Origin of the sequence: Stappia sp. WLB 29 (assembly GCF_023507705.1) — a bacterium.
GTDB lineage: Bacteria > Pseudomonadota > Alphaproteobacteria > Rhizobiales > Stappiaceae > Stappia.
This window is the reverse complement of the sequence record NZ_JALBGD010000008.1, coordinates 1-20,244: the sequence shown is the minus strand read 5'-3', so window position 1 is coordinate 20,244 and position 20,244 is coordinate 1. Positions and strand designations below refer to the sequence as shown.

Sequence of the window (20,244 nt, the reverse complement as noted above, 5' to 3'; positions counted from 1 at the left end):
CGCGCATGACCTATTACCGCCTCGCCCTGGCGACCGTGGTGTCCGGCCTGTTCCGGGCGTTCAACGCCAACAAGACCTCGTGGGTCGGCCTTGCCGTGTTCCTGATCGTCGCCCTTCTGGCGATCCTGGCGCCGGTGATCGCCCCTTACGATCCCTTGCAGCAGAACATCCTGTTCCGCCTCAAGCCGCCGTCGGACGCGCATTGGTTCGGCACCGACTATTACGGCCGCGACACGCTCTCGCGCATCCTGTGGGGCGCGCGCATCTCGCTGACCATCGGCCTGCTGGCCATCGGCTCGGCAATGATCATCGGCACCTTGATCGGCATGGTCGCCGGCTATTTCGGCGGCCGCACGGACCTGATCACCATGCAGGTGATGGACGTGCTGCTGGCCTTTCCCTCGCTGATCCTCGGCCTGATCGTCGTCGCCATGCTCGGCCCGTCGGTCGCCAACCTCGTCATAGCCATCGCGCTCACCGCGATCCCGCCCTTTGCGCGCATCGCCCGGGCGCCGACGATCGCGGTCAAGAACCGCGAGTTCATCGAGGCGGGCCACGCGCTCGGCTACTCGCATATGCGGCTGATGTTCCGCCACATCCTGCCGAACATCGCGCCGGAAGTGCTGGTGATGGGCTCGCTGTGGCTGGCCACCGCCATCCGCGTCGAGGCGTCGCTCGCCTTCATCGGCCTCGGCGTCAATCCGCCGACGGCCACCTGGGGCGGCATGATCCGCGAGGGCTTCGAGAACATTCTCGACAGCTTCTGGCTGGCCCTCTTTCCCTCGCTGGCGATCCTCGTCGTCGTCTTCTCTCTCAACCTTTTGGGCGACGGCCTGCGCGATGCGGTCGACCCGCGACTGAAGGGGGAACAATGACCGAGCCCGTTCTCAAGGTCGAAGGCCTCACCACGTCCTTCCGCACCGACGGCGCCTTCGTGCCGGTGGTGCGCGATCTCGGCTTCACCATCGACACCGGCGAAACCGTCGCCATCGTCGGCGAGTCCGGCTCCGGCAAGTCGGTCACCGCGCTGTCGATCATGCGGCTGCTGCAGGAAGGCTCGAGCCGCATCGAGGGCTCGGTCCGCCTGTCCGGCCGCGACCTGCTCGCGCTCGACGAGGAGGCGATGCGCGACGTGCGCGGCGGCGAGATCGGCATGATCTTCCAGGAGCCGATGACCAGCCTCAACCCGGTGCTGAAGATCGGCTTCCAGATCGCCGAGGTGCTGTATCGCCATCGCGGCATGAGCCAGGCCCAGGCCGAAGCCGAGGTGCTGCGCCTGTTCGACCTGGTGCGCATCCCCGACGCCAGGCGGCGCATCGGCGAGTATCCGCATTCCTTCTCCGGCGGCATGCGCCAGCGGGCGATGATCGCCATGGCGCTCGCCTGCCAGCCGAAGCTCCTCATCGCCGACGAGCCGACCACCGCCCTCGACGTCACCATCCAGGCGCAGATCCTCCAGCTCATCCGCGAGCTGCAGAGCGAGATCGGCATGGCGGTGATGTTCATCACCCACGACATGGGCGTCGTCGCCGAAATCTCCGACCGGGTCGTCGTCATGCTGCGCGGCGACAAGGTGGAGGAAGCCCCCGTCGACCGGCTCTTCGCCGCGCCCGAGCACCCCTACACCAAGATGCTGCTCGGCGCCGTCCCCCGCCTCGGCGGGCTCGGCGACACGAAGACGCCGCGCCGCTTCCCCAAGCTCGACGACACCGGCGCCGGGCCCGAGCCCGACAACGAGCCGGACCTGCGCGGCGCGCCGCTCCTGGAAGTGCGCAACCTGACGACGCGGTTTTCCGTGCGCGGCGGGCTGCTCAACCGGCCGGTCGGCAATGTCCATGCGGTCGAGGACGTGTCGCTGACGCTTTCCGCCGGCGAGACGCTGGCCCTCGTCGGGGAATCGGGCTGCGGCAAGTCGACGACGGGCCGCTCGATCCTGCGGCTGGTGCAGCCGGCCGGCGGCGAAATCCTGTTCGAGGGCAAGGACCTGATGGCCGCAAGCCACGGCGAGCTGCGCCTTGCCCGCCAGCGGCTGCAGATGATCTTCCAGGACCCCTACGGCTCGCTCAACCCGCGCCAAGCGGTCGGCTCGGCCATCGCCGAACCGATCCGCGTGCACAAGCTGATGGCCGACGAGGCGATCCCCGACCGGGTCAACGAGCTGCTGCGCCTCGTCGGGCTGAAGGAGGAGCACGCCCTGCGCTTCCCGCACGAGTTCTCCGGCGGCCAGCGCCAGCGCATCTGCATCGCCCGCAGCCTCGCGCTCGAGCCGAAGATGATCGTGGCGGACGAGTCCGTCTCCGCGCTCGACGCCTCGATCAAGGCGCAGGTGATCAACCTGATGCTCGACCTGCAGCGGGAGCTCGGCCTTGCCTATCTCTTCATCAGCCACGACATCGCCGTGGTCGAGCGGGTCAGCCACCGCATCGCCGTCATGCTGCTCGGAGAGATCGTCGAGATCGGCCCGCGCGACGCGGTGCTGCGCAACCCGCAGCACCCCTACACGAAGAAGCTTATCGAAGCCGTTCCGGTGCCCGATCCCGCCGACAAGCGCCAGCGCGGCGGGCTGCTCACCGACGAGCTGAAGAGCCCGGTGCGCGCGCTCGACTGGGCCCGCCCGCCCTCGCGCATGTATCCGGTCGGCGAGGGTCACATGGTCCGGGAGTTCTAGCCGCGATCTCGGCGAGAATGTCAATGAGGCTCGACGTGGTCCTCCCCGGCAATCAGGTCGCTGGGGACGACGGACGGCCGCCCCCCGATGTCGATATGTTCGGCGCGGATGCCGTAGACGCCGGCAAGGCGCTCGGCGTTCAGCACCTCGCCCGGCGCCCCGTCGGCGACGAGGCACCCGCGGTCGAGCAGCAGCAGCCGGTCGCACCACCGGCTCGCCAGCGTCAGGTCGTGCAGCGACACGAAGACCGGGCGCCCCTCGGCCACCAGCTCTGCCAGCACCTGCATCAGGGCGATCTGGTGCGCCGGGTCGAGGCCGTTCACCGGCTCGTCGGCGATGCAGGCATGCGGGGCCTGCGCCAGCATGCGGGCGATCAGCACCCGCGCCTGTTCGCCGCCCGACAGCGTGTCGAAGGGCCGGCGGGCAAAGCCGATGACGTCCATCCGCTCCATCGCCTCGCGGGCCTGGCGCAGGTCGTCGGCGGACGCCCCGCCGAACCCGCCGCGATGCGGCAGGCGCCCCAGCAGCACCACCTCGATGCAGTCCATCGGCCAGTGGACCGTCCGCTCCTGCGGCATGTAGGCGATCAGCCGGGCCCGTTCGCCCGGCGGCATCGCGGCGAGTTCCCGCCCCTGCCAGCGGAGGCTGCCCGCATGGGGCTGCAATCCGGTCATCGCCCGCATCAGGGTCGACTTGCCGGCCCCGTTCGGGCCGATCACGCCGACCAGCTGCGGCCGCTCGCAGGAAAACGAGACCCCCCGCAGGGTCTCGCGCGCGCCCCGGCGCACGGCGACGCTCTCGCAGTCGAGACGGATCATGCCGTCCTCCTGCGAAGGCTCACCAGCAGCCAGAGGAAGAACGGCGCACCGAGAATGGCGGTGACGACGCCGAGCTTCAGGTCCCGCTCGGGCATCACCACCCGCACCGCGATATCGGCGGCCAGCAGGAAGGCCGCCCCGCCCAGCGCGCTTGCCGGCAGCAGGCGCGAGGGCCGGTGGCCGACGAGCGGGCGCAGCAGATGCGGCACGATCAGCCCGACGAAGCCGATGGCACCGCTCACCGCCGTCGCCCCGCCGACGCCGATGGCGGTTCCCACCACCGCCAGCACCCGCGTGCGGTCGAGATTGACGCCGAGGCTGCGGGCAACATCGGGCCCGAGCGCCAGCGCATCGAGCGCCCGCCCCGTCAGCGCCAGCATGACGCCGCCGACCAGGATGAAGGGGAGCGCCAGTCCGACATGGACGAGGCTGCGGTCGGTCAGCGAGCCCAGCATCCAGAAGACGATTTCCAGCGCCGCGAAGGGGCTCGGCGCCAGGTTCAGCGCCAGCGAGGTCAGCGCTCCGGCGAGCGAGGACAGGGCGACGCCGGCGAGGATGATGACGAGGATGTCGCCGGAGCGCCCCACCAGCATCTGCACCAGCGTCACCGCGACCAGCGCGCCGGCCAGCGCGCAGAGCGGCAGCGCGTAAGGGTGCAGCGCCGTCAGCCCGGCATAGATGGCGATCACCGCGCCGAGCGAAGCACTCGCGGAAATGCCGAGCAGGCCCGGCTCAGCCAGTGGATTGCGCAGGAAGCCCTGCAGCACCGCCCCCGACAGGCCGAGGATCGCGCCGATACCCGCGCCCAGCAGCGCGCGCGGCAGGCGGATCTCGGCGAGGATCAGCGCTTCGGCGCTTTGCGTGTCGCGGAACGCTGCGACGAGCGTCAGCGGATCGATCCACACCTGGCCGATCCCGAGCGAGGCGAGGAACAGCAGCGCGGCCAGCAGGCCGAGGCCGGCCAGCAGCAGCGGATAGCGCCGGTCCGCGGTCACCGGTTCGTCTCCCGCAGCGATGAGGTCCCGCCGCCGGCATCAGTGCGCAGCTTCGCCACCGCCTCCAGCGTCAGCGGCGTGCCGCAGATCCAGGCGCGGCTGTCGGCGGAAACCCGCCGCTCGCCGCCGAAGCGCGCATCCAGCACCGGATGGCGCAGGATGTCCGCCGCGCGCGAAGGATCGTCGAGCGAGCGCTCCCACAGCAGCACATAGTCCGGGTCGGCCAGCACCAAGGCCTCCAGCGGCAGCCGCGCCATGCCTTCGATGGCCAGTTCCTCGCCGAGATGGCGCAGGCCCGCCGCGCCGACGATCTCGTTTTCCAGCGTGCCGCCGCCGGTGGTGTAGCTGTTGGCGCCGAAGGAGCCGAGCACCGGCGCCCCTTCGCCCGGCGGTGCGGCGGCAAGGGCGGCAGCCTCGGCATCGAAGGCGGCGATCAGCCGCGCGGCCTGCCCCTCGCGCCCGAGCAGCTCGCCCATCCGGCGGACGTTTTCGCGAATGTCGGCAAAGCCGTTCGCCGGGGCGAATTCCTCCACCCGGCGCCCCAGGCGCCGCAGCATGTTGACCGTCGCCCGCCGCGTATAGGTGCCCGAAATCACCAGGTCCGGGTCGAGGCGCAGGATCTCCTCCGCCAGCCCGTGATTGATCGTCAGCCCGGCCGCCTGCGCGCTCATCAGGGAGGCGTCGGGCCTCGCCGCCAGATAGGACACCGAGACGAGCTGGCCGGGCGCTGCCACCAGCATGGCGATCTGGTCGGTGCACAGGTTCATCGACACCACCCGCCGGGGCGCCTCGCCTGCCGCGAGAGCGGCGGGAGCCGGACCCGCCAGCGCCAGCAGGACGGCGAGGAATACCCCCGCTGCCCTGCCTCTTGGGTCAGAAGCTTGCCTTGATGCCCGCATAGGCGGCCAGTCCTTGTGCGTTGTAGCTGTAGACTTCCTGGTAACGCTGATCGAGCAGGTTCTCGACACGGCCATAGACCGTGAAATTGTCCGAGACCTTGTAGTCGGCGCCGGCATTGACGAGGACATACTCGGACAGCGTCACCCGCGTCTGCGGCGTTGCGCTGATGAACTCGCTGTCCTTCATCCGGCCGTTGAAGATCGTGTCGAGGAAGAGGTTGCCCCGCCCGTCATGGAAGGCATAGGTCAGGCTGAGCGAGGCCGAATGCTTGGGACGGCGCACCTCCTGCAGGCCGCTCGGCTCGGTCGCATCGAGATAGGTGTAGGTGCCCTTGGCGTGGAGGTCGGCCAGCAGCTCGACACCGAGCGACACCTCGATGCCCCGGCGCCGGCTGGTGCCCGCCATGTTGGCCGGCGAGGAGCCGACGCCCGGCACAAAGGGCGTCCAGATCTCGTCTTCCAGACGCTCGTTGAAATAGGTCACATCAGTGACCGCCCGCCCGTCCCAGAACCGTTGCTCGATGCCGATGTCCCAGGCGAAGTTCTTTTCCGGCCTGAGGTTCGGATTGCCGGAGAAGCTTGCCGGAATGAAGCCGAACTGCTCGAAAAAGGTCGGGTTGGTGACGCCCGTGCCGATGGAAGCGTGGAACCGCGTGCCCGTCTCGTGCAGCTGATAGGCGGCGCTGGCGCTGTAGGTCAGCGTGTCCTTGAACTGGTCGTTGCGGTCGTAGCGCAGGCCTGCACTGAAGAACAGGGCGTCGAGGAACGCGCCGCGATACTCGGCGACATAGCTGGTCAGGTCGCGCTGCTTGCCGGGGATCTGCGAGGGATCGAAGGCAGGAAAGGCGTTCTTGTAGTGCTCGCGCTCCCATTCGATGGCGCCGGTCAGGCTGTGCTCGGCATCGAGGAAGTCCGGTGTCGCCGCGCTCACCGTCGCCTGATAGCTCAGGTGCAGGCGGCGGTCGTCGTTGCCGTTCAGGCTGCCGGAGTTGAGGCCGCGGCGCTCCAGGCCGGTATATTCGGCGCGCGCCTTCTGCACCAGGCGGTCGTCGAACAGCGACCAGGACAGCCCGACGCCGGTGTAGAACTCCTTCGTCGCGTTGTGGCCGGGCGTGTCGACGACGAGGCCTTCGGTCGGGGTCGGCGGCCAGGCGGAGTCCTGGTCGTCCGTGTCCGACTTGCGGTCGACATAGCGGGCGCTGAGATCGAGGCTCAGGGCGTCGGTGATGTCCCAGTTGAAACGGCCGTTCAGCGTGGCGTTGCGGTCGCCGTCCTTTTCCGAGCCGAACTGCGAGATGTTGAAGCCTTCGTTCTGGCGCCAGGCGCCGGAGACCGCGATGTCGTACCTCTCGCCGCCGCCGCGCACGCCGACATGGCCGGCCACCGTCCTGTCGGTGCCCGTCTCGGTCCGGCCGGTGATTTCCAGGTCGTTGCGGATGCCGCCCTTGGTGGTGATGGCGATGACGCCGGAGCTGGCATTGGAGCCGTAGATGGCGCTTTGCGGGCCGCGCAGCACCTCGATCCGCTCGATGTCTGCGACCTGCAATCCGCCGAAATCGAACTCGCCGCTGGAGGTCGCCGCCACCTCGACGCCGTCGATCAGCACCAGCACGTGGTTGGCTTCCGAGCCGCGGATGCGGATCTGCGTCATGCCGCCATTGCCGCCGGTGCGCGAGACGGCAAGGCCCGGCACCTTGCGCAGCGCGTCGGCGACATAGCGCTGCTGCGTCGTCTCCAGTTCCTCGCCCGTGATCACCGTATGGGCGCGGCCCACCGCCTCGGCGGCGACCGGCGTGCGCCCGGCCGACACGACGATGCGGCGGAGCTGCGTCGGCTCCTCTTCGAAGCCTTGCGCGCAGGTCTCGCCCGGCACGGCGATCACCGCCGCCCCCATTCCGGCCCCAACCACGGCAGCCACCGGCCCGGCGCGCAAGGCGCCACGCAAAATCGAACTCATCCGGACACACCCCTGACGTGCGCCGAAACGCCCCTCGGCGCTCCGTCGCGATACGGCACGAGCCGGCGAACGCGGGCGCGCCCCCCGCGCGAAGACGCAAGGAAGCGGCCTGCGGGCGCAGGCGGTTTTCGGGTGTCACCTCAACGGAAAGCCGCGCCTCGACACACCCCGTATCGAAGGTCGGGTGACCGACAGGGGCAGGTCTCCTGGCTCACGGGTCGTCGCGGACATTCGCCTTCCCAACCCTGCCTGTCGCGGCGGGGTCAGTGGCCTTCGAGCGTCCACTCTCCGTTCACAGTTGCGGGGGCAGCCACGGTTTCGGTCCCTGTTGGGTACGCCTCACCGTGTTCCCTTTTCATCCGGACATGTCCGGAACCTCTGTCGTCTCGAATGAGAGCGGTTTCGCCCGCCGGAGTCAATCTCCTGTCGCGAGCCTGTTCGCGGGCACAACCGGACGCTGCGTCAGGTGATCTCCGGGCGCGGCGGAGCGGTAGGCGTGCTCCCTCCAGTGGGCGAATCCGTGCCCGCCGTCGCCGGGTCGTAAAAGGGTAGTGTCTCAGTTTGAAATTTGATCGGCATCCCATCGAACATCGCCGCGTTTTCCTATATGCTTAACGGAAAGCAATCGGGGTCCAACATGCCGAAGACGCACAGATTCACGGAGAATGCCAGCGGTGATCCGGTTAATGTGGTGATCGACAAGATCACGACATTTCAATACGATTCATTCGCAGAATGCACCACTCTGGTGCTACTGAACGGCCAGAAGATCGCCGTATCCGAGACCGACGACGAAGTTCGCGAAGTGATTGAAAATTCCGACCGGACCTAAGGACAGAAGCGCCCCGCTGAAGTGATCGGCGACGTCGTCGAGATCATGCGTATCGCTACGGGCGAGGATGAAGACAAGATTATTGACGACGGGAAAGACCCCGCCGCAAAAGCCACGACTTGACTTTCGCCCCGCAAGCACCGACCTTCAGGGGATGTACACGACCGCTCCGCGCCTGCTTTCCGTTTTCAGGGTGTGCCCCATCGCGGGACACTGACCCCCGGCTAGGTCGCGTCGCGCCCCGGCCGCGGGGCATAGGCCGGCTCGTCCCCTTGCGGGCAGACAGCGGGCCACACAGGCGGCGAACAACTTCCCAACACGAACCTTGACCGCCCGACGCGCGCGCTCGTGCGTCGGCGGCCTTACAACATTGCAAGGATGCCGAGAATGGCTCCAGCCACCCAGAAGAAGCGCAAGCCCGCCATCACCCTCACCCGCTCGGACCACGAGCGGCTGTCCGGGCTTGCCGACTCCATTTCCACCCGCAATCCCGCTGTCGCGGAGCAGCTGGCGAGCGAGCTCGACCGCGCCCGCATCGTCGACGACCGGCGCATTTCCGCCGACGTCGTGCGCATGGGATCGCGGCTGCGCTTCACCACCGATGCCGGCGAGGACCGCACCGTGACGCTGGTCTTCCCGGGCGAAGCCAACATCGCCGAGGGCAAGATCTCCGTCCTCACCCCGATCGGCGCCGCCCTGATCGGCCTGTCCGCCGGCCAGTCCATCGACTGGACCGCGCTGGACGGGCACACCCACCGGCTGACCGTGGAGAGCGTCGAGCTTCCCGTCCCGGCCGAGGCCGACGCGCGCCCCGCATGACCGCCACCGCGTCGACCCAAGAGCCGAAGCCGCGCGACCGGCTGGCGATTTTCGGAGGGTGTCTCATCGCAGGATCCTAACCCCTGTGCCGCTACCGAAAGCGGCCAGGGGGACTCCGATCCGTTTCACCTTTGCCGCTCCGCGGACGGAGCGCTGGAGACCTGCGATGTCCATCGACACCTGCATCCTGACCACCAAGGACTTCACCATTCTCGAGGTGATGCGCGACCGCCGCCGCGGCCGCGAGGACCCTCTCGTGCCGATCCTCAAGCGCAAGCTCGAGGCAGCGACCATCGTCTTCCGGGAAGACGTGCCGGAGACGGTCGCGACCCTGAGCAGCCGCATCACCTACAGCGTCGACGGGCGCACGCCCGACACGCGGGTGATCTCGCACGACCACCTGTCCATGCCGATGGGCATGTTCCTGCCGATCACCACCCGGCGGGGGCTGGCCCTGCTCGGCCTGTCGGAGGGCGAGGAATTCGTGCTGACGGACGCGGCCGGCCGCCAGGAGCGGATCCTGCTGCAGAAGGTGCATTTCCAGCCGGAGGCCGCCCGGCGCAGCGGCGGCGGCGGCAGCGGAGAGGCCGGCGCAGCGGCGGCACAGGCGATGCCCGAGCCGGCGCGCCGCCGCCCCGTGCTGAAACTGGTGCATGGCGCCCTGTCCGGTAGAGACCATTCTGCGGCGGGCGGCTACAAGGGGCCGGAAGATCCCGGCCCCTCGGCCGCCTGAGGTCCGGGCCCCATCTGGAGAGAAAACATCCATGCTCGACTACATGGTGCTGGCGGCGGCCGCGTTCGCCGCCGGCATGCTCAACACGGTCGCGGGAGGCGGCACGTTCCTGACCTTCCCCGCGCTGGTCTATACCGGCGTGCCGGTGGTGGCGGCCAACGCGACCAGCACGGTCGCCGTGCTTCCCGGCTATCTCGGCGGCGTCGCCGGCTTCCGAAAGGAAATCGCGGCCCTCGACCGCGCGCTCCTCGTCAAGGTCGTCATTGCCACCGCGATCGGTGGCTTCATCGGCTCGCTGCTGCTGCTGGTGTCGTCCAACGACGGCTTTTCGGCGGTCGTTCCCTTCCTCCTGCTTGCCGCCACCCTCGCCTTCGCCTTCGGCGACCGGTTGCAGGGCTGGGCGCAGCGCCGGCGGCTTGCTCCCGGCGGGCCTGTCGGCACGATCCTCGTGTCGATCTATGGCGGCTATTTCAATGGTGGCCTCGGCATCATCCTGCTGGCGCTGTTCTCGCTGTGGGGCATGCGCGATCTCAACGCCATGAACGGGCTGAAGACCGGCCTCTCCTTCGTCCTTTCCGCCATTTCGGTCGCAACCTTCGCCGCGGCCGGTCTCGTCAGCTGGCCGCAGGCGATGCTGATGATGGTCGCCGCCACCATCGGCGGCTATGCCGGCGCGCCGGTGGCCAGGGCCCTGCCCCGGCGGGTGGTGCGGGCCATCGTCATCTCGGTCGGCACGGTGATGAGCGCCATCTTCTTCTGGCGCCTCTTTTCCTGAGGCGCCGCAACATCGGGCGGACGGCAGATATCGAAAGGGCGGCCCGACATCTGCCGGGCCGCCCTCTTGTTGCGTGCGTGCGCTCCGGCCTCAGCCGATGCCGCCGATGCACAGGTATTTCAGCTCCAGATAGTCCTCGACGCCGTGGCGCGAGCCCTCGCGGCCGAGGCCCGACTGCTTGATGCCGCCGAAGGGCGCGACCTCGGTGGAGATCAGGCCGGTGTTGATGCCGACCATGCCGCTTTCCAGCGCCTCGGCCACCCGCCAGACCCGGGCGAGATCCTTGCTGTAGAAGTAGGAAGCAAGGCCGAACTCGGTGTCGTTGGCCATGGCCACGGCCTCCGCCTCGTCCTCGAAGCGGAACAGCGGGGCGACGGGACCGAAGGTCTCCTCGCGCGCCACCGCCATGTCGCTGGTCACGTCGGCGAGCACCGTCGGGCGGTAGAACGTGCCGCCGAGCTCGGCGCGCTTGCCGCCCTCCAGCACGCGCGCGCCCTTGGCCAGCGCGTCGGACACGTGCTCCTCGACCTTCTTCAGCGCCGCTTCGCTGATCAGGGGACCGACGGTCACCCCCTCCTCGAAGCCGTTGCCGATCTTCATGCCGCGCACCTTCTCCGCCAGCTTCGCGGCGAAGGCGTCGTAGATGCCGGACTGGACGTAGATGCGGTTGGCGCAGACGCAGGTCTGCCCGCCATTGCGGTACTTGGCGATCAGCGCGCCCTCGACCGCCGCATCGACATCCGCGTCGTCGAAGACGATGAAGGGCGCGTTGCCGCCGAGTTCCAGCGACATCTTCTTGATCGTGTCGGCGCACTGCTTCATCAGGATCCGCCCGACGCGGGTGGAGCCGGTGAAGGTGATCTTGGCGACCTTCGGATTGGCGCAGAGCTCCTGGCCGACACCGGCCGAATCCGACGAGGGCAGCACGTTGAAGATGCCGGCCGGCACCCCGGCGCGCTCGGCCAGCACCGCCATGGCGATGGCGGACAGCGGCGTCAGCTCGGCCGGACGGGCGACGAAGGAACAGCCGACGGCCAGCGCCGGCGCCACCTTGCGGGCGATCATCGCATTGGGGAAGTTCCACGGCGTGATCGAGCCGACGACGCCGACCGGCTGGCGGATGACGACGATGCGCTTGTCGGCCTGGTGGCCGGGGATCGTCTCGCCGTAGATGCGCTTGGCTTCTTCGGCGAACCACTCGATGAACGAGGCGCCGTAGAGGATCTCGCCGCGCGCTTCCGGCCAGGGCTTGCCCATCTCGGCGGTGAGGATGGTGGCGAGGTCGTCGGCATTCTCGACCATCAGGTCGAACCAGCGGCGCAGCACCGCCGCGCGCTCCTTGCCGGTCTTCGCCGCCCAGGCGGGCTGGGCGGCATGGGCGGCGTCGACCGCGCCGGCGACGTCGGACGGACCGAGATCCGTCACGTTCGCCACCAGTTCGCCGGTCGCCGGGTTGTAGACCGGGAAGGTCTTTTCGCCGTCGATCCAGCGTCCGTTCACATAGGCCTGCGTCTTCAGCAGGCCGGGGTCCTTCAGGGCGAGGGGATTCTCAGCCATGCGGGGTCGTCCTTTCTTCGTATCCGTGCGGGGTGCAAGACCCGGAGCCGAGGCGCAGCATCGGGTCTTGCGCCGTCAGATGCCCAGATAGGCCTTGCGAATGCGGTCGTCGTGCAGCAGCTCGCGCGCCGAGCCCTCGATCTCGATGGAGCCCGAGGACATCACATAGGCGCGTTCCGCGCTGTGCAGGGCCAGCGAGACGTTCTGCTCGACGAGCAGCACCGTAACGCCGGAGCGGTGAATGTCGAGGAAGCGCTGATGCATTTCCTCAACGACCAGCGGCGCAAGGCCGAGGCTCGGCTCGTCGAGGATGAGGAGCTTGGGCTCCAGCATCATGCCGCGGCCGACCGCCACCATCTGCTGCTCGCCGCCGGACATGGAGCCGGCATATTGCGCCCGCCGCTCCTTCAGCCGCGGAAACAGCTCGAACACCCGCTCCAGGGACTGCTGCGTCGCCGCCTGGTCGGCACGCGCATAGGCTCCCATGCGCAGATTGTCCTCGACCGTCATCTCCGGGAACACATGGCGCCCCTCCGGGACATGGGCAATGCCCAGCCCGGCGATCTCGTGCGCCTTCAGCTTGGTCAGGTCCTTGCCGTCGAAGGCGATGCGGCCCTTGCACTGGGGCAGAAGGCCCGAGATCGCGCGCAAAAGCGTGCTCTTGCCGGCGGTGTTGGCGCCGATCACGGCAACGAACTCGTGGCGCGCCACATGCAGCGAGATGCCGTGCAGGACCGGCTGGGCGCCGTAGCCGGCGGTCAGCTCGCCGATGTCCAGCAGGACGTCCTTGTCGTTGGCTGAGGCCGGCATCAGTGGCCCTCCCCTTGCGTCGAGAAATTGGCGCCAAGATAGGCGTCGAGCACCTTGCGGTTGCCGGCGATCTCCTCCGGCGTGCCGTCGGCGATCATCTCGCCGAAGTTCAGCACGATCAGCCGCTCGCACAGCTTCATCACCGCCTTCATGTGGTGCTCGACGACGATGAAGGTCATGCCCTCGTCGCGCAGCGAGCGCACGAGCTCGATGATCTCCTCCATCTCTGCCGGCGTCAGCGCCGCCATCACCTCGTCCAGCAGCAGCAGCTTGGGCGAGGTGCACAGGGCACGGGCCACCTCGACGCGGGCGCGCTCGGGGAAGGACAGGTCGCCCGCCTTCTTCTGCGCGATGGCGCCGATGCCGACCCGCTCCAGGCACTCGGCCGCAAAGCGGCGCGCATCCGTCAGGCTGCGATTGACCAGCCCGCCGGTGACGACATTGTCGAGCACGGAGGTTTCGCCGAACAGCGCGACGTTCTGGAACGTCTTGGTCAGCCCGGCCTTGGCGATCTGGTGCGGTTTCAGGCCGCCGATGCTCTTGCCGTCGAAGATCACCTCGCCCGAGCTCGGCGGATAGATGCCCACCAGCACGTTGAACAGCGTCGTCTTGCCCGCGCCGTTGGGGCCGATCAGGCCGATGATCTCGCCCGGCGAGACGGTGAAGGTGACGTCGGAATTGGCCACCAGGCCGCCGAAGCGCCGGGTGACGTTCCGCACTTCCAGAAGATGGCCGCTCATGCGCGCTGCCTCCCCTTGAGCCGGTCGCGCAGGGACTCGAACAGCGAGATCAGGCCGCGCGGGTTGAGCAGGATCACCACGATCAGCAGCACGCCGTAGGCGAATTGCGACAGGCCGGCGATGGAGTTGCCGAGATAGGAGTTGGCCATCTCTTCCAGCGGGATGATCACCGCCGCCCCGACCCAGGGACCGTACAGCCGGCCGGCTCCGCCCAGGATCACGATCAGCGCCATCTTCACCGAGATCGTCGCCACGCCGAAGATCGTGTCGGGATCGAAGAAGAACTGGAACTGGGCGTAGAGCGTGCCGAGCATCGCGGTCAGCACCGCCGACAGGATCGAGGCATGCAGCTTCACCCGGTAGGTGTTGACGCCGATCACCTCGGCCGCCGTCTCGTTCTCCTTGATCGCGCGCAGCCGGTAGCCGAAGGCCGAGGTCTGGACCAGCCAGAACACCAGCGACACCAGGATCATGGCCCCGAGGAACAGGTAGTAGTTCGGCAGCACGGTCTGGAACTGCAGCGCCCAGAAGCCGGCATCGGGACGGTAGGGCACCGAGATGCCGACCGGGCCGCCCGTCAGGCTGGTCCAGGAGTTGGCGACGACGCGGGCGACCTCGCCGGCGGCAAGCGTTGCCAGCGCGAAGTAGTGGCCCTTGAGCCTCAGCGTCGGCAGCGACAGCACCAGGGCGAAGATCGCCGCCAGGAACATGCCGACGAACACGCCGATCAGCGGCGAGACGCCGAGCGAGCCGAACAGGATCGTCGAGCTGTAGGCGCCGATGCCGAAATAGGCGGCATGGCCGAGCGAGATCTGGTTGGCGAGGCCGCCGACGATGTTCCAGGCCTGGCCCATCGCGCAGAACAGCAGCATCAGGCAGAGGATGCGCAGCGTGTAGCCGAAGGGATCGAGCCCGAGCGGGGCAATGATCAGCGCCAGGACCACCAGCGCGGGAAGCGCGATGGAAAGCGTGTTGGAGCGGGTCATGAACGCCTCCGGGCGACGATGCCCTCAGGCCGGAGCGCCAGCACCAGGATGAACACCACGAACAGGGCGAGGTTCTGCAGCTGGATCGGCATGAACAGGGCGGAGAAGGACTGGATGACGCCGACGGCGATGCCGCCGATGATCGCCCCGGTCACCGAGCCGAGGCCGCCGAGCACGACCACCGTGAACATCAGCACCGCGTAGCCCGAGCCGACCGCCGGCGAGGCGGTGATGTAGGGCAGTACGACCGAGCCGCCGAAGGCGGTGGTGCCGACGCCGAGGCCGAAGGCGACCGCATACATCAGGTCCGTGTTGACGCCCATCAGCTTGGCCGCCATCGGGTCCTGCGAGGTCGCGCGCATGGCCGCGCCGAAGCGGGTCTTGTTGAGGAACAGCCACACCGCGCTGCCCGACAGCAGGGCCATCAGGAAGGCGTAGAGCTTGTCCATGCCCACCAGCACGCGCTCGCTGCCGTAGGAAAACAGCGTCAGCGACTGGGTCTGGTAGGGGGTCGTGACCGAGCGGTATTCCGCGCCCATGATCATCAGCGCGGCGTTTTCCAGCGCGAAGAGCATGCCGACGGTCAGGAAGATCTGCGCGACCTGCGGCGCGCCGAGCACCGGGCGGATCAGCACGCGCTGCAGCACCATGCCGAAGCAGAAGGTCACCGCCAGCGCGATGAAGGCGCCGAGCATCGGGTCGAGGCCGAAGAAGTGCCAGCACGCCCAGCCGATGAACATGCCGATCATCATGAATTCCGCATGGGCGAAGTTGACGATGTGCATGACGCCGAAGACGAGGCTGAGACCGATCGCCAGCACCGCGTAGACGCCGCCGATCATGATCCCGTCGAGCAGGGTCTGTAGCAGGATGATGAGGTATTCCATTGTCCCCTCACAAGGTTCGCCGGGAGGGCTCATGGCCCTCCCGGCAGCCTGGCAGCCCCTCAGCGGGGGCGTGATGTCGGGATCAGAGGCTGTGCCAGACGGCGTCGGCCTTGGCGTATTCCGCCGGGGCGACGGTCACCAGCTCGTCGCCGCGCCACTGCACCATCATCGGCACCGCGTGGATGTTGAGGCCGGTCTCGTCGAACTTGATCTTGCCGCCCGACATGACGGTGGCCCAGCCCTCGTCGAAGGTCTCCGAGGCGATGACGTCGCGCAGCTGGCGCGGATCGGCGTTGCCCGCCTTCTCCAGAGCCGAGGCGAGGACGCCCATGCACGCCGCGTGCTCCTGCGCCTCGTGCACCATGAAGTAGCCGAAGCGCTCGCGGAACCGCTCGGTGAACTCCGGCGCCTGGTCGTAGGCGGCCGGCGAGATCGACAGCACGTCGTCGGCCAGTTCCCCGAGGCCGTTGCGGAAGTCCGGGATGATGTAGCCGGCCGCGCCGCCGATGGTCGGCAGGTTGATGCCCTGCTGGCGCATGTTGCGGATGATCAGCAGGCTGTCGTTGAGGTACGAGACCGGGAACACGGCCTGGGCCTCGGTGCGGCGCAGCTGGTTGATCAGCGGCGACACGTCGGTGATGCCCAGCGGATAGGCCTCGTCCATCACCACCTCGATGCCGTTGGCCTCCGCCGCGGCGCGCAGGCCGCCGGCCTGCGAGGTGCCGTAGGCGGTGTCCTCGTACATGATGGCGATCTTGGTGATCTCGTCGCCGGCCTTGCGGGCAAGGTCCAGCGTGTGGGTGATCGTCGCCGAGCCCAGGTCCGAGGCCTTGGAGACCACCTGGAAGATGTTGCGGAAGCCGCGGCCCGTCACCTGGTCCGAGAAGGACATGGTGAGCAGCGGCACGCCGCGGCGCTCGGTCACCTCGGAGATCGCCAGCGTCAGCGACGAGGCGAAGGCGCCCAGCACCGCGCACACGCCGTCCTGCGACATCATGCGCTGCGCCACGGTTGCGGCCTGCGTCGGGTTGGACGTGGCGTCGGAGATGATCAGGTTGATCTGGGCTCCGCCCATCGACTTGATGCCGCCGGCGGCGTTGATCTCGTCGGCGACGAGCTGGATGCCGTTGCGCGAGTTGATGCCGAACTGGGCATTAGCGCCCGACAGCGGCTGGATCACGCCGACATTGATCGTGTCGGCGGCAAAGCCGCGGCGCGCGTAGAACGGCATGGTCAGCGCCGTTGCGGCACCGGCCGCCAACACCTGGCGACGCGACAGGCTGAACGGGGACTTGGACGTGTCTTTGGTCATCTTGAGTTCCTCCCAGGGGTGTTTGCCCGGATATCGCTCCGGGCGCTGCGCAGTTCAGATGCCCATTTCGTCGAAGACGTCCTGGGCCGTGCGGAAGCTGTCGATGCCCGCCGGAACGCCGCAATAGATGGCGACCTGCAGCATGATCTCGCGGATCTCTTCCTTGGTGAGACCGTTGTTGATCGCGCCGCGCACATGCAGGCGCAGCTCGTGGCTGCGGCCGAGCGCCGAGATCATGCCGAGGTTGAGGATCGAGCGCTCGCGGCGGCCGAGGCCCTCGCGGTTCCACACGTCGCCCCAGCAGTATTCGGTGACGAGCTGCTGCATCGGCCAGTTGTAGTCGGTCGCCTTGTTGACCGAGGCGTTCACGTAGTCGTCGCCCAGCACCTCGCGGCGGGTCTTGAGGCCGGCCTCGAAGCGCTCGCCGGCCGGCGTTCCGTCGGGGCGCATGGTCTTGGTGGTCATCGTTGCTTCCTTCAGTTGCTCACGAGTGAGAGGGGGCGCCGGGTCCGGCGGCGAGAAGCGCCAGCGCCTGATCCAGGTAGCCGGCGAAAAGGTCGGGATGTTCGGTCATCGGGAAATGGCCGAGGTCGCGCATGACGATCTGGCGGGCGCCGGGCATCAGGGCGCAGAGTCGCGCGCCGTCCTCCGGCGTCGCCGAGTAGTCGTAGGCGCCCGACAGCAGCACCACCGGCAGGCGGGCGGCATCCACCATCGGGGCGATCTCCTCGCCGTCGAATTCCAGCGAGTAGAAGCCGAGATCCGCCTGGTAGACGCCGGGCGCCCCTTGCGAGTAGATCCAGGCGGCGCGGCGGCGATAGCCTTCCGGCGAGGTCGGCGCCATCAGCCCGCGCACAAAGGCGCCGTTGTGCAGGCCGGCATGGACGCCGACGTCGTTCTGGCCGCGGTTGATCCGCCCCTTGGAGCGGTAGGGCGGCTCGATCGGCAGCACGCCGCGCAGCAGCTCCGGCGCGCGCGCCGCGCAGACCAGCGTCACCGCCGCGCCCATCGAGCAGCCGGCGAGAATCGCCGGCCGGCCGACGACCTGCGCCAGATAGGCCCTCACCCAGTCGAGATAACGCTCCGCCGTCAGCGTGTAGGGCGCCCCGTCCCAGCCGAGCGGCGGCATTGAGCGCCCGTGGAACGGCATATCCGGCGCGTGCAGCTCGTAGGCATCGCCCAGCGCGCTGTCGGCCATCTGCGCCTCGAACTGGCGCGCATCCGCCCCCGCCGTGTGCAAGAACACCAGCGGCACCGCGCCCTTGCGCCCGGCAATGTCCGTGTGGATCTCCAGCGGCCCTTCGGCGCAGTTGAGCGTGACACGGCGCCCGGCGATCCCGTCGGTGCGGCGGGTCCGCCTCGGCGCGGCAAGCTCGGGCGCTGAGAGCGCCATCTCGAACAGCCGCTCCAGCGCGGCGCGCGCCCGCGCGATGACCAGCGCATCGCCCTCGACCGTCACGTCCGGATTGGCGATCTGCAGCGCCGTGAAGCCCTGGTGGCGCGGCGGCGGCGGCACCTGCAGCATCTTCTCCAGCACGCCCTCGCCGAGGATCATCTCGATATCGGCGGACGCGTCCGCGCCGGTCGTCTCCACCCTACCCTCCTCGATCCGCAGCACGGCGCGCGCGCCGCCCGCGCGGACCGCCAGCGCCACGGCGAGGCCCGGCGACAGCCGGGTCAGCTCCGGATCGCCGGAGGCCGCCTGCAACCGGCCGACAAGGGTGGCGAGCAGGTCAGCCACGGCGCGCGCCGCCGTCGACATAGCGGTAGATCTCGGTGTGGTCGGCGCCGGCCGGCAGCTCGTCCGTCGCCGCGTTCCACTCCTGCGAGGTGCGCGCCAGCAGCTTCATGTCGAGGCCGAGATCGCCGGCGAGCCCCGCCGCGATGCCGATATCCTTGGACATCAGCGCCAGATCGAAGCCGGAGTTGAAGGCGCCCGACAGGATGAACTTCTTGACCTTGTTCTCGGTCGTGTTGTTGCGCCCCGTCGAGGCGTTGAGAATGTCGGTGATCACGCCCTCGTCGAGGCCGAACTCGCGGCCGACGATCAGCGCCTCCACGGCTGCCAGCGCACCGGCCGCCGAGACGTAGTTGTTCAGCACCTTGATCACATGGCCGGCGCCCAGCTTGCCGGCGAGGAAGATGCGCTCGCCCATCGCCTTCAGCACCGGCTCGGCGCGGGCCGCATCGCCCGCCTCGCCGCCGACCATGATCGCCAGCGTGCCGTCGATGGCCTTGCCGACGCCGCCGGAGACCGGCGCATCGACCAGCGAGAGACCGCGCGCCTTCAGCTCCTCGGCGAGTTTCAGCGTGTCGGCGGGCACCGACGAGCTCATGTCGATCACCAGCGCGCCCGGCGCCGCGTCCGCCAGCGCGTTCTCCTCGCCGACGAGGCAGGACGCGACGATGGCCGAGGTCGGCAGCATGGTGATGACGATCTCCGCGCCGCGTGCCGCCGCGCGGGCGCTGTCGGCCGCCGTTCCGCCCTTGGCGGCGAAGGCGGCGCAGGCCTCTGCCGAGCGGTCGTAGCCGGTCACGTTGTAGCCGGCCGAGACCAGGTTGACCGCCATCGGCAGCCCCATCCGCCCGAGGCCGATGAAGGCGATTTTTGTGGCGACCGGTTGCTCGACCATTTTCCGTAACTCCCTGGGCTTTCAGCCTCTGCATAACTGACAGGTCGGCATTATCAGATTATCAGACAATCTGTCAATCAGTCGCGCAAGTGCCTGCGCTTGCAGGCAAACCTGCCGCGGCAACATCGCGATACGGGCGTGAAAGCGCACAAGGAGAAGGTTGGGAGAGCGTCAGGGGGAAGGAGTTTGGGTCGGTAGGAAGCTTGAACGTCAGCCTGAGACGGAGGCACAGCCCCGCATCCCCTCGGCTGTCACTCCGAGAAAATGGCGCGCGCCCGCATCCCCTCGGCTGTCACTCCGAGAAAATGGCGCGCGCCCGCATCCCCTCGGCTGTCACTCCGAGACGTGGCCCGACCTCGCATCCCCTCTCCAGTTACCCCGGGAAAGGGGCACGGCCTCGCATCCCCTCTGCCGTCACCCCGGGCAAGCGCAGCGCGACCCGGGGCCTATTGGCTTCCAGAGCCGCGGCGGAGGGCACGCCCACGCAAACCCCGACCACAGGATGTCATCCCAGTTTCGGCGCAGCCGAAAACCGGGATCTAGTACACTCGAACGGTTGAAGTCGGGCCTCAGCCCTGCCGCCGAACCGCCGGTGGCGGCCAGTTTTGCGCCACCATCTGCCCCAGCGGATACTGGACGCCTGCCTGCGCAGGCGTGACAGCCGAGGAGGTGGCGATGCCTCCCGCTTAACCCCTGCCGAGGGCGCCAATGGCTCCCGGCTCTCCGGCTTCGCCTGCGGCCGGGATGACCTCCGAGGAGGAGGCACCACCCCGCATTCCCTCTCCCGTCACCCCCAGAAAGGGGCACGCCCTCGCATCCCCTC

At 68.5% G+C, this 20,244-nt stretch carries 19 protein-coding genes and 1 riboswitch; of the genes, 6 read left to right on the top strand and 13 right to left on the bottom strand.

The window, feature by feature from the left end; translation table 11 throughout:
* Positions 1–5: 5 nt before the first annotated feature.
* Both MNI96_RS15320 and MNI96_RS15315 read left to right on the top strand, forming a co-directional pair.
* A complete protein-coding gene (locus MNI96_RS15320) occupies positions 6–875 on the top strand; it encodes an ABC transporter permease (protein WP_502960350.1) in 870 nt (289 codons plus the stop codon).
* On the top strand, positions 872–2,668 hold the full coding sequence (locus MNI96_RS15315) for an ABC transporter ATP-binding protein (RefSeq protein WP_249694546.1): 1,797 nt from the start codon (positions 872–874) through the stop codon (positions 2,666–2,668). The genes MNI96_RS15320 and MNI96_RS15315 overlap by 4 nt, the downstream gene beginning before the upstream one ends.
* A 20-nt stretch (positions 2,669–2,688) precedes the next feature.
* On the opposite strand, the gene MNI96_RS15310 is transcribed toward MNI96_RS15315, so the two are convergent.
* From MNI96_RS15310 to MNI96_RS15295, 4 genes are all read right to left on the bottom strand, one after another.
* The gene (locus MNI96_RS15310) at positions 2,689–3,486 is read right to left on the bottom strand and encodes an ABC transporter ATP-binding protein (RefSeq protein ID WP_249694544.1); all 798 of its coding nucleotides are present in this window, start codon (positions 3,484–3,486) and stop codon (positions 2,689–2,691) included.
* Positions 3,483–4,481 carry a FecCD family ABC transporter permease gene (locus MNI96_RS15305; protein ID WP_249694542.1) on the bottom strand — a complete coding sequence of 333 codons (999 nt, stop codon included), beginning with the start codon at positions 4,479–4,481 and terminating at the stop codon, positions 3,483–3,485. The genes MNI96_RS15310 and MNI96_RS15305 overlap by 4 nt, the downstream gene beginning before the upstream one ends.
* The gene (locus tag MNI96_RS15300; RefSeq protein ID WP_249694540.1) at positions 4,478–5,248 is read right to left on the bottom strand and encodes an ABC transporter substrate-binding protein; all 771 of its coding nucleotides are present in this window, start codon (positions 5,246–5,248) and stop codon (positions 4,478–4,480) included. Before MNI96_RS15300 ends, MNI96_RS15305 begins: the two co-directional genes overlap by 4 nt.
* Positions 5,249–5,354: 106 nt before the next feature.
* Positions 5,355–7,337 carry a TonB-dependent receptor plug domain-containing protein gene (locus tag MNI96_RS15295; RefSeq protein WP_249694538.1) on the bottom strand — a complete coding sequence of 661 codons (1,983 nt, stop codon included), beginning with the start codon at positions 7,335–7,337 and terminating at the stop codon, positions 5,355–5,357.
* A 179-nt stretch (positions 7,338–7,516) separates the two neighbouring features.
* A riboswitch (cobalamin riboswitch) is annotated at positions 7,517–7,732 on the bottom strand.
* 242 nt (positions 7,733–7,974) lie between these two features.
* Between MNI96_RS15295 and MNI96_RS15290 the strand changes: the two genes are divergently transcribed.
* From MNI96_RS15290 to MNI96_RS15275, 4 genes are all read left to right on the top strand, one after another.
* The gene (locus tag MNI96_RS15290; protein WP_249694536.1) at positions 7,975–8,169 is read left to right on the top strand and encodes a hypothetical protein; all 195 of its coding nucleotides are present in this window, start codon (positions 7,975–7,977) and stop codon (positions 8,167–8,169) included.
* 387 nt (positions 8,170–8,556) lie between these two features.
* Positions 8,557–8,988, top strand: coding sequence for a nucleoside diphosphate kinase regulator (gene rnk / locus MNI96_RS15285; protein WP_249694534.1), 432 nt, complete (start codon positions 8,557–8,559; stop codon positions 8,986–8,988).
* A 166-nt stretch (positions 8,989–9,154) separates the two neighbouring features.
* Positions 9,155–9,721 carry a GreA/GreB family elongation factor gene (locus tag MNI96_RS15280; RefSeq protein ID WP_249694532.1) on the top strand — a complete coding sequence of 189 codons (567 nt, stop codon included), beginning with the start codon at positions 9,155–9,157 and terminating at the stop codon, positions 9,719–9,721.
* A 31-nt stretch (positions 9,722–9,752) separates the two neighbouring features.
* Positions 9,753–10,496, top strand: a complete 744-nt coding sequence (locus tag MNI96_RS15275) for a sulfite exporter TauE/SafE family protein (RefSeq protein ID WP_249694530.1) — start codon at positions 9,753–9,755, stop codon at positions 10,494–10,496.
* A 90-nt stretch (positions 10,497–10,586) separates the two neighbouring features.
* On the opposite strand, the gene MNI96_RS15270 is transcribed toward MNI96_RS15275, so the two are convergent.
* The 9 genes from MNI96_RS15270 to MNI96_RS15230 all read right to left on the bottom strand — a co-directional run bounded on the left by MNI96_RS15270 (position 10,587) and on the right by MNI96_RS15230 (position 19,421).
* Positions 10,587–12,053 (bottom strand): NAD-dependent succinate-semialdehyde dehydrogenase, encoded by a 1,467-nt coding sequence (locus MNI96_RS15270; protein WP_249694528.1) that lies wholly within the window; start codon positions 12,051–12,053, stop codon positions 10,587–10,589.
* Between the two features lie 75 nt (positions 12,054–12,128).
* Positions 12,129–12,863: an ABC transporter ATP-binding protein gene (locus MNI96_RS15265; protein WP_249694526.1), complete on the bottom strand. Its 735-nt coding sequence runs from the start codon at positions 12,861–12,863 to the stop codon at positions 12,129–12,131.
* Positions 12,863–13,603, bottom strand: a complete 741-nt coding sequence (locus MNI96_RS15260) for an ABC transporter ATP-binding protein (protein ID WP_249694524.1) — start codon at positions 13,601–13,603, stop codon at positions 12,863–12,865. The genes MNI96_RS15265 and MNI96_RS15260 overlap by 1 nt, the downstream gene beginning before the upstream one ends.
* Positions 13,600–14,589 carry a branched-chain amino acid ABC transporter permease gene (locus tag MNI96_RS15255; protein ID WP_249694523.1) on the bottom strand — a complete coding sequence of 330 codons (990 nt, stop codon included), beginning with the start codon at positions 14,587–14,589 and terminating at the stop codon, positions 13,600–13,602. The genes MNI96_RS15260 and MNI96_RS15255 overlap by 4 nt, the downstream gene beginning before the upstream one ends.
* Positions 14,586–15,476 (bottom strand): branched-chain amino acid ABC transporter permease, encoded by an 891-nt coding sequence (locus tag MNI96_RS15250; RefSeq protein ID WP_249694521.1) that lies wholly within the window; start codon positions 15,474–15,476, stop codon positions 14,586–14,588. Before MNI96_RS15250 ends, MNI96_RS15255 begins: the two co-directional genes overlap by 4 nt.
* Before the next feature lie 82 nt (positions 15,477–15,558).
* Positions 15,559–16,788, bottom strand: a complete 1,230-nt coding sequence (locus MNI96_RS15245; RefSeq protein ID WP_249694518.1) for an ABC transporter substrate-binding protein — start codon at positions 16,786–16,788, stop codon at positions 15,559–15,561.
* A 54-nt stretch (positions 16,789–16,842) separates the two neighbouring features.
* A complete protein-coding gene (locus tag MNI96_RS15240) occupies positions 16,843–17,253 on the bottom strand; it encodes a carboxymuconolactone decarboxylase family protein (protein ID WP_249694516.1) in 411 nt (136 codons plus the stop codon).
* 19 nt (positions 17,254–17,272) lie between these two features.
* Entirely contained in the window at positions 17,273–18,529 is a 1,257-nt protein-coding gene (locus MNI96_RS15235) for an alpha/beta fold hydrolase (RefSeq protein ID WP_249694514.1), read from the bottom strand.
* A complete protein-coding gene (locus tag MNI96_RS15230; RefSeq protein ID WP_249694511.1) occupies positions 18,522–19,421 on the bottom strand; it encodes an NAD(P)-dependent oxidoreductase in 900 nt (299 codons plus the stop codon). The genes MNI96_RS15235 and MNI96_RS15230 overlap by 8 nt, the downstream gene beginning before the upstream one ends.
* Positions 19,422–20,244: the final 823 nt, after the last annotated feature.

Excerpts from the sequence above, each read along its gene's own strand:
- MNI96_RS15320 (WP_502960350.1), top strand. The coding sequence starts at position 6 with ATGACCTATTACCGCCTCGCCCTGGCGACCGTGGTGTCCGGCCTGTTC.
- MNI96_RS15315 (WP_249694546.1), top strand. The coding sequence starts at position 872 with ATGACCGAGCCCGTTCTCAAGGTCGAAGGCCTCACCACGTCCTTCCGC.
- MNI96_RS15310 (WP_249694544.1), bottom strand. The coding sequence starts at position 3,486 with ATGATCCGTCTCGACTGCGAGAGCGTCGCCGTGCGCCGGGGCGCGCGC.
- MNI96_RS15300 (WP_249694540.1), bottom strand. The coding sequence starts at position 5,248 with ATGAACCTGTGCACCGACCAGATCGCCATGCTGGTGGCAGCGCCCGGC.
- MNI96_RS15295 (WP_249694538.1), bottom strand. The coding sequence starts at position 7,337 with ATGAGTTCGATTTTGCGTGGCGCCTTGCGCGCCGGGCCGGTGGCTGCC.
- MNI96_RS15290 (WP_249694536.1), top strand. The coding sequence starts at position 7,975 with ATGCCGAAGACGCACAGATTCACGGAGAATGCCAGCGGTGATCCGGTT.
- rnk (WP_249694534.1), top strand. The coding sequence starts at position 8,557 with ATGGCTCCAGCCACCCAGAAGAAGCGCAAGCCCGCCATCACCCTCACC.
- MNI96_RS15280 (WP_249694532.1), top strand. The coding sequence starts at position 9,155 with ATGTCCATCGACACCTGCATCCTGACCACCAAGGACTTCACCATTCTC.
- MNI96_RS15275 (WP_249694530.1), top strand. The coding sequence starts at position 9,753 with ATGCTCGACTACATGGTGCTGGCGGCGGCCGCGTTCGCCGCCGGCATG.
- MNI96_RS15270 (WP_249694528.1), bottom strand. The coding sequence starts at position 12,053 with ATGGCTGAGAATCCCCTCGCCCTGAAGGACCCCGGCCTGCTGAAGACG.
- MNI96_RS15265 (WP_249694526.1), bottom strand. The coding sequence starts at position 12,863 with ATGCCGGCCTCAGCCAACGACAAGGACGTCCTGCTGGACATCGGCGAG.
- MNI96_RS15260 (WP_249694524.1), bottom strand. The coding sequence starts at position 13,603 with ATGAGCGGCCATCTTCTGGAAGTGCGGAACGTCACCCGGCGCTTCGGC.
- MNI96_RS15255 (WP_249694523.1), bottom strand. The coding sequence starts at position 14,589 with ATGACCCGCTCCAACACGCTTTCCATCGCGCTTCCCGCGCTGGTGGTC.
- MNI96_RS15250 (WP_249694521.1), bottom strand. The coding sequence starts at position 15,476 with ATGGAATACCTCATCATCCTGCTACAGACCCTGCTCGACGGGATCATG.
- MNI96_RS15245 (WP_249694518.1), bottom strand. The coding sequence starts at position 16,788 with ATGACCAAAGACACGTCCAAGTCCCCGTTCAGCCTGTCGCGTCGCCAG.
- MNI96_RS15240 (WP_249694516.1), bottom strand. The coding sequence starts at position 17,253 with ATGACCACCAAGACCATGCGCCCCGACGGAACGCCGGCCGGCGAGCGC.
- MNI96_RS15230 (WP_249694511.1), bottom strand. The coding sequence starts at position 19,421 with ATGGTCGAGCAACCGGTCGCCACAAAAATCGCCTTCATCGGCCTCGGG.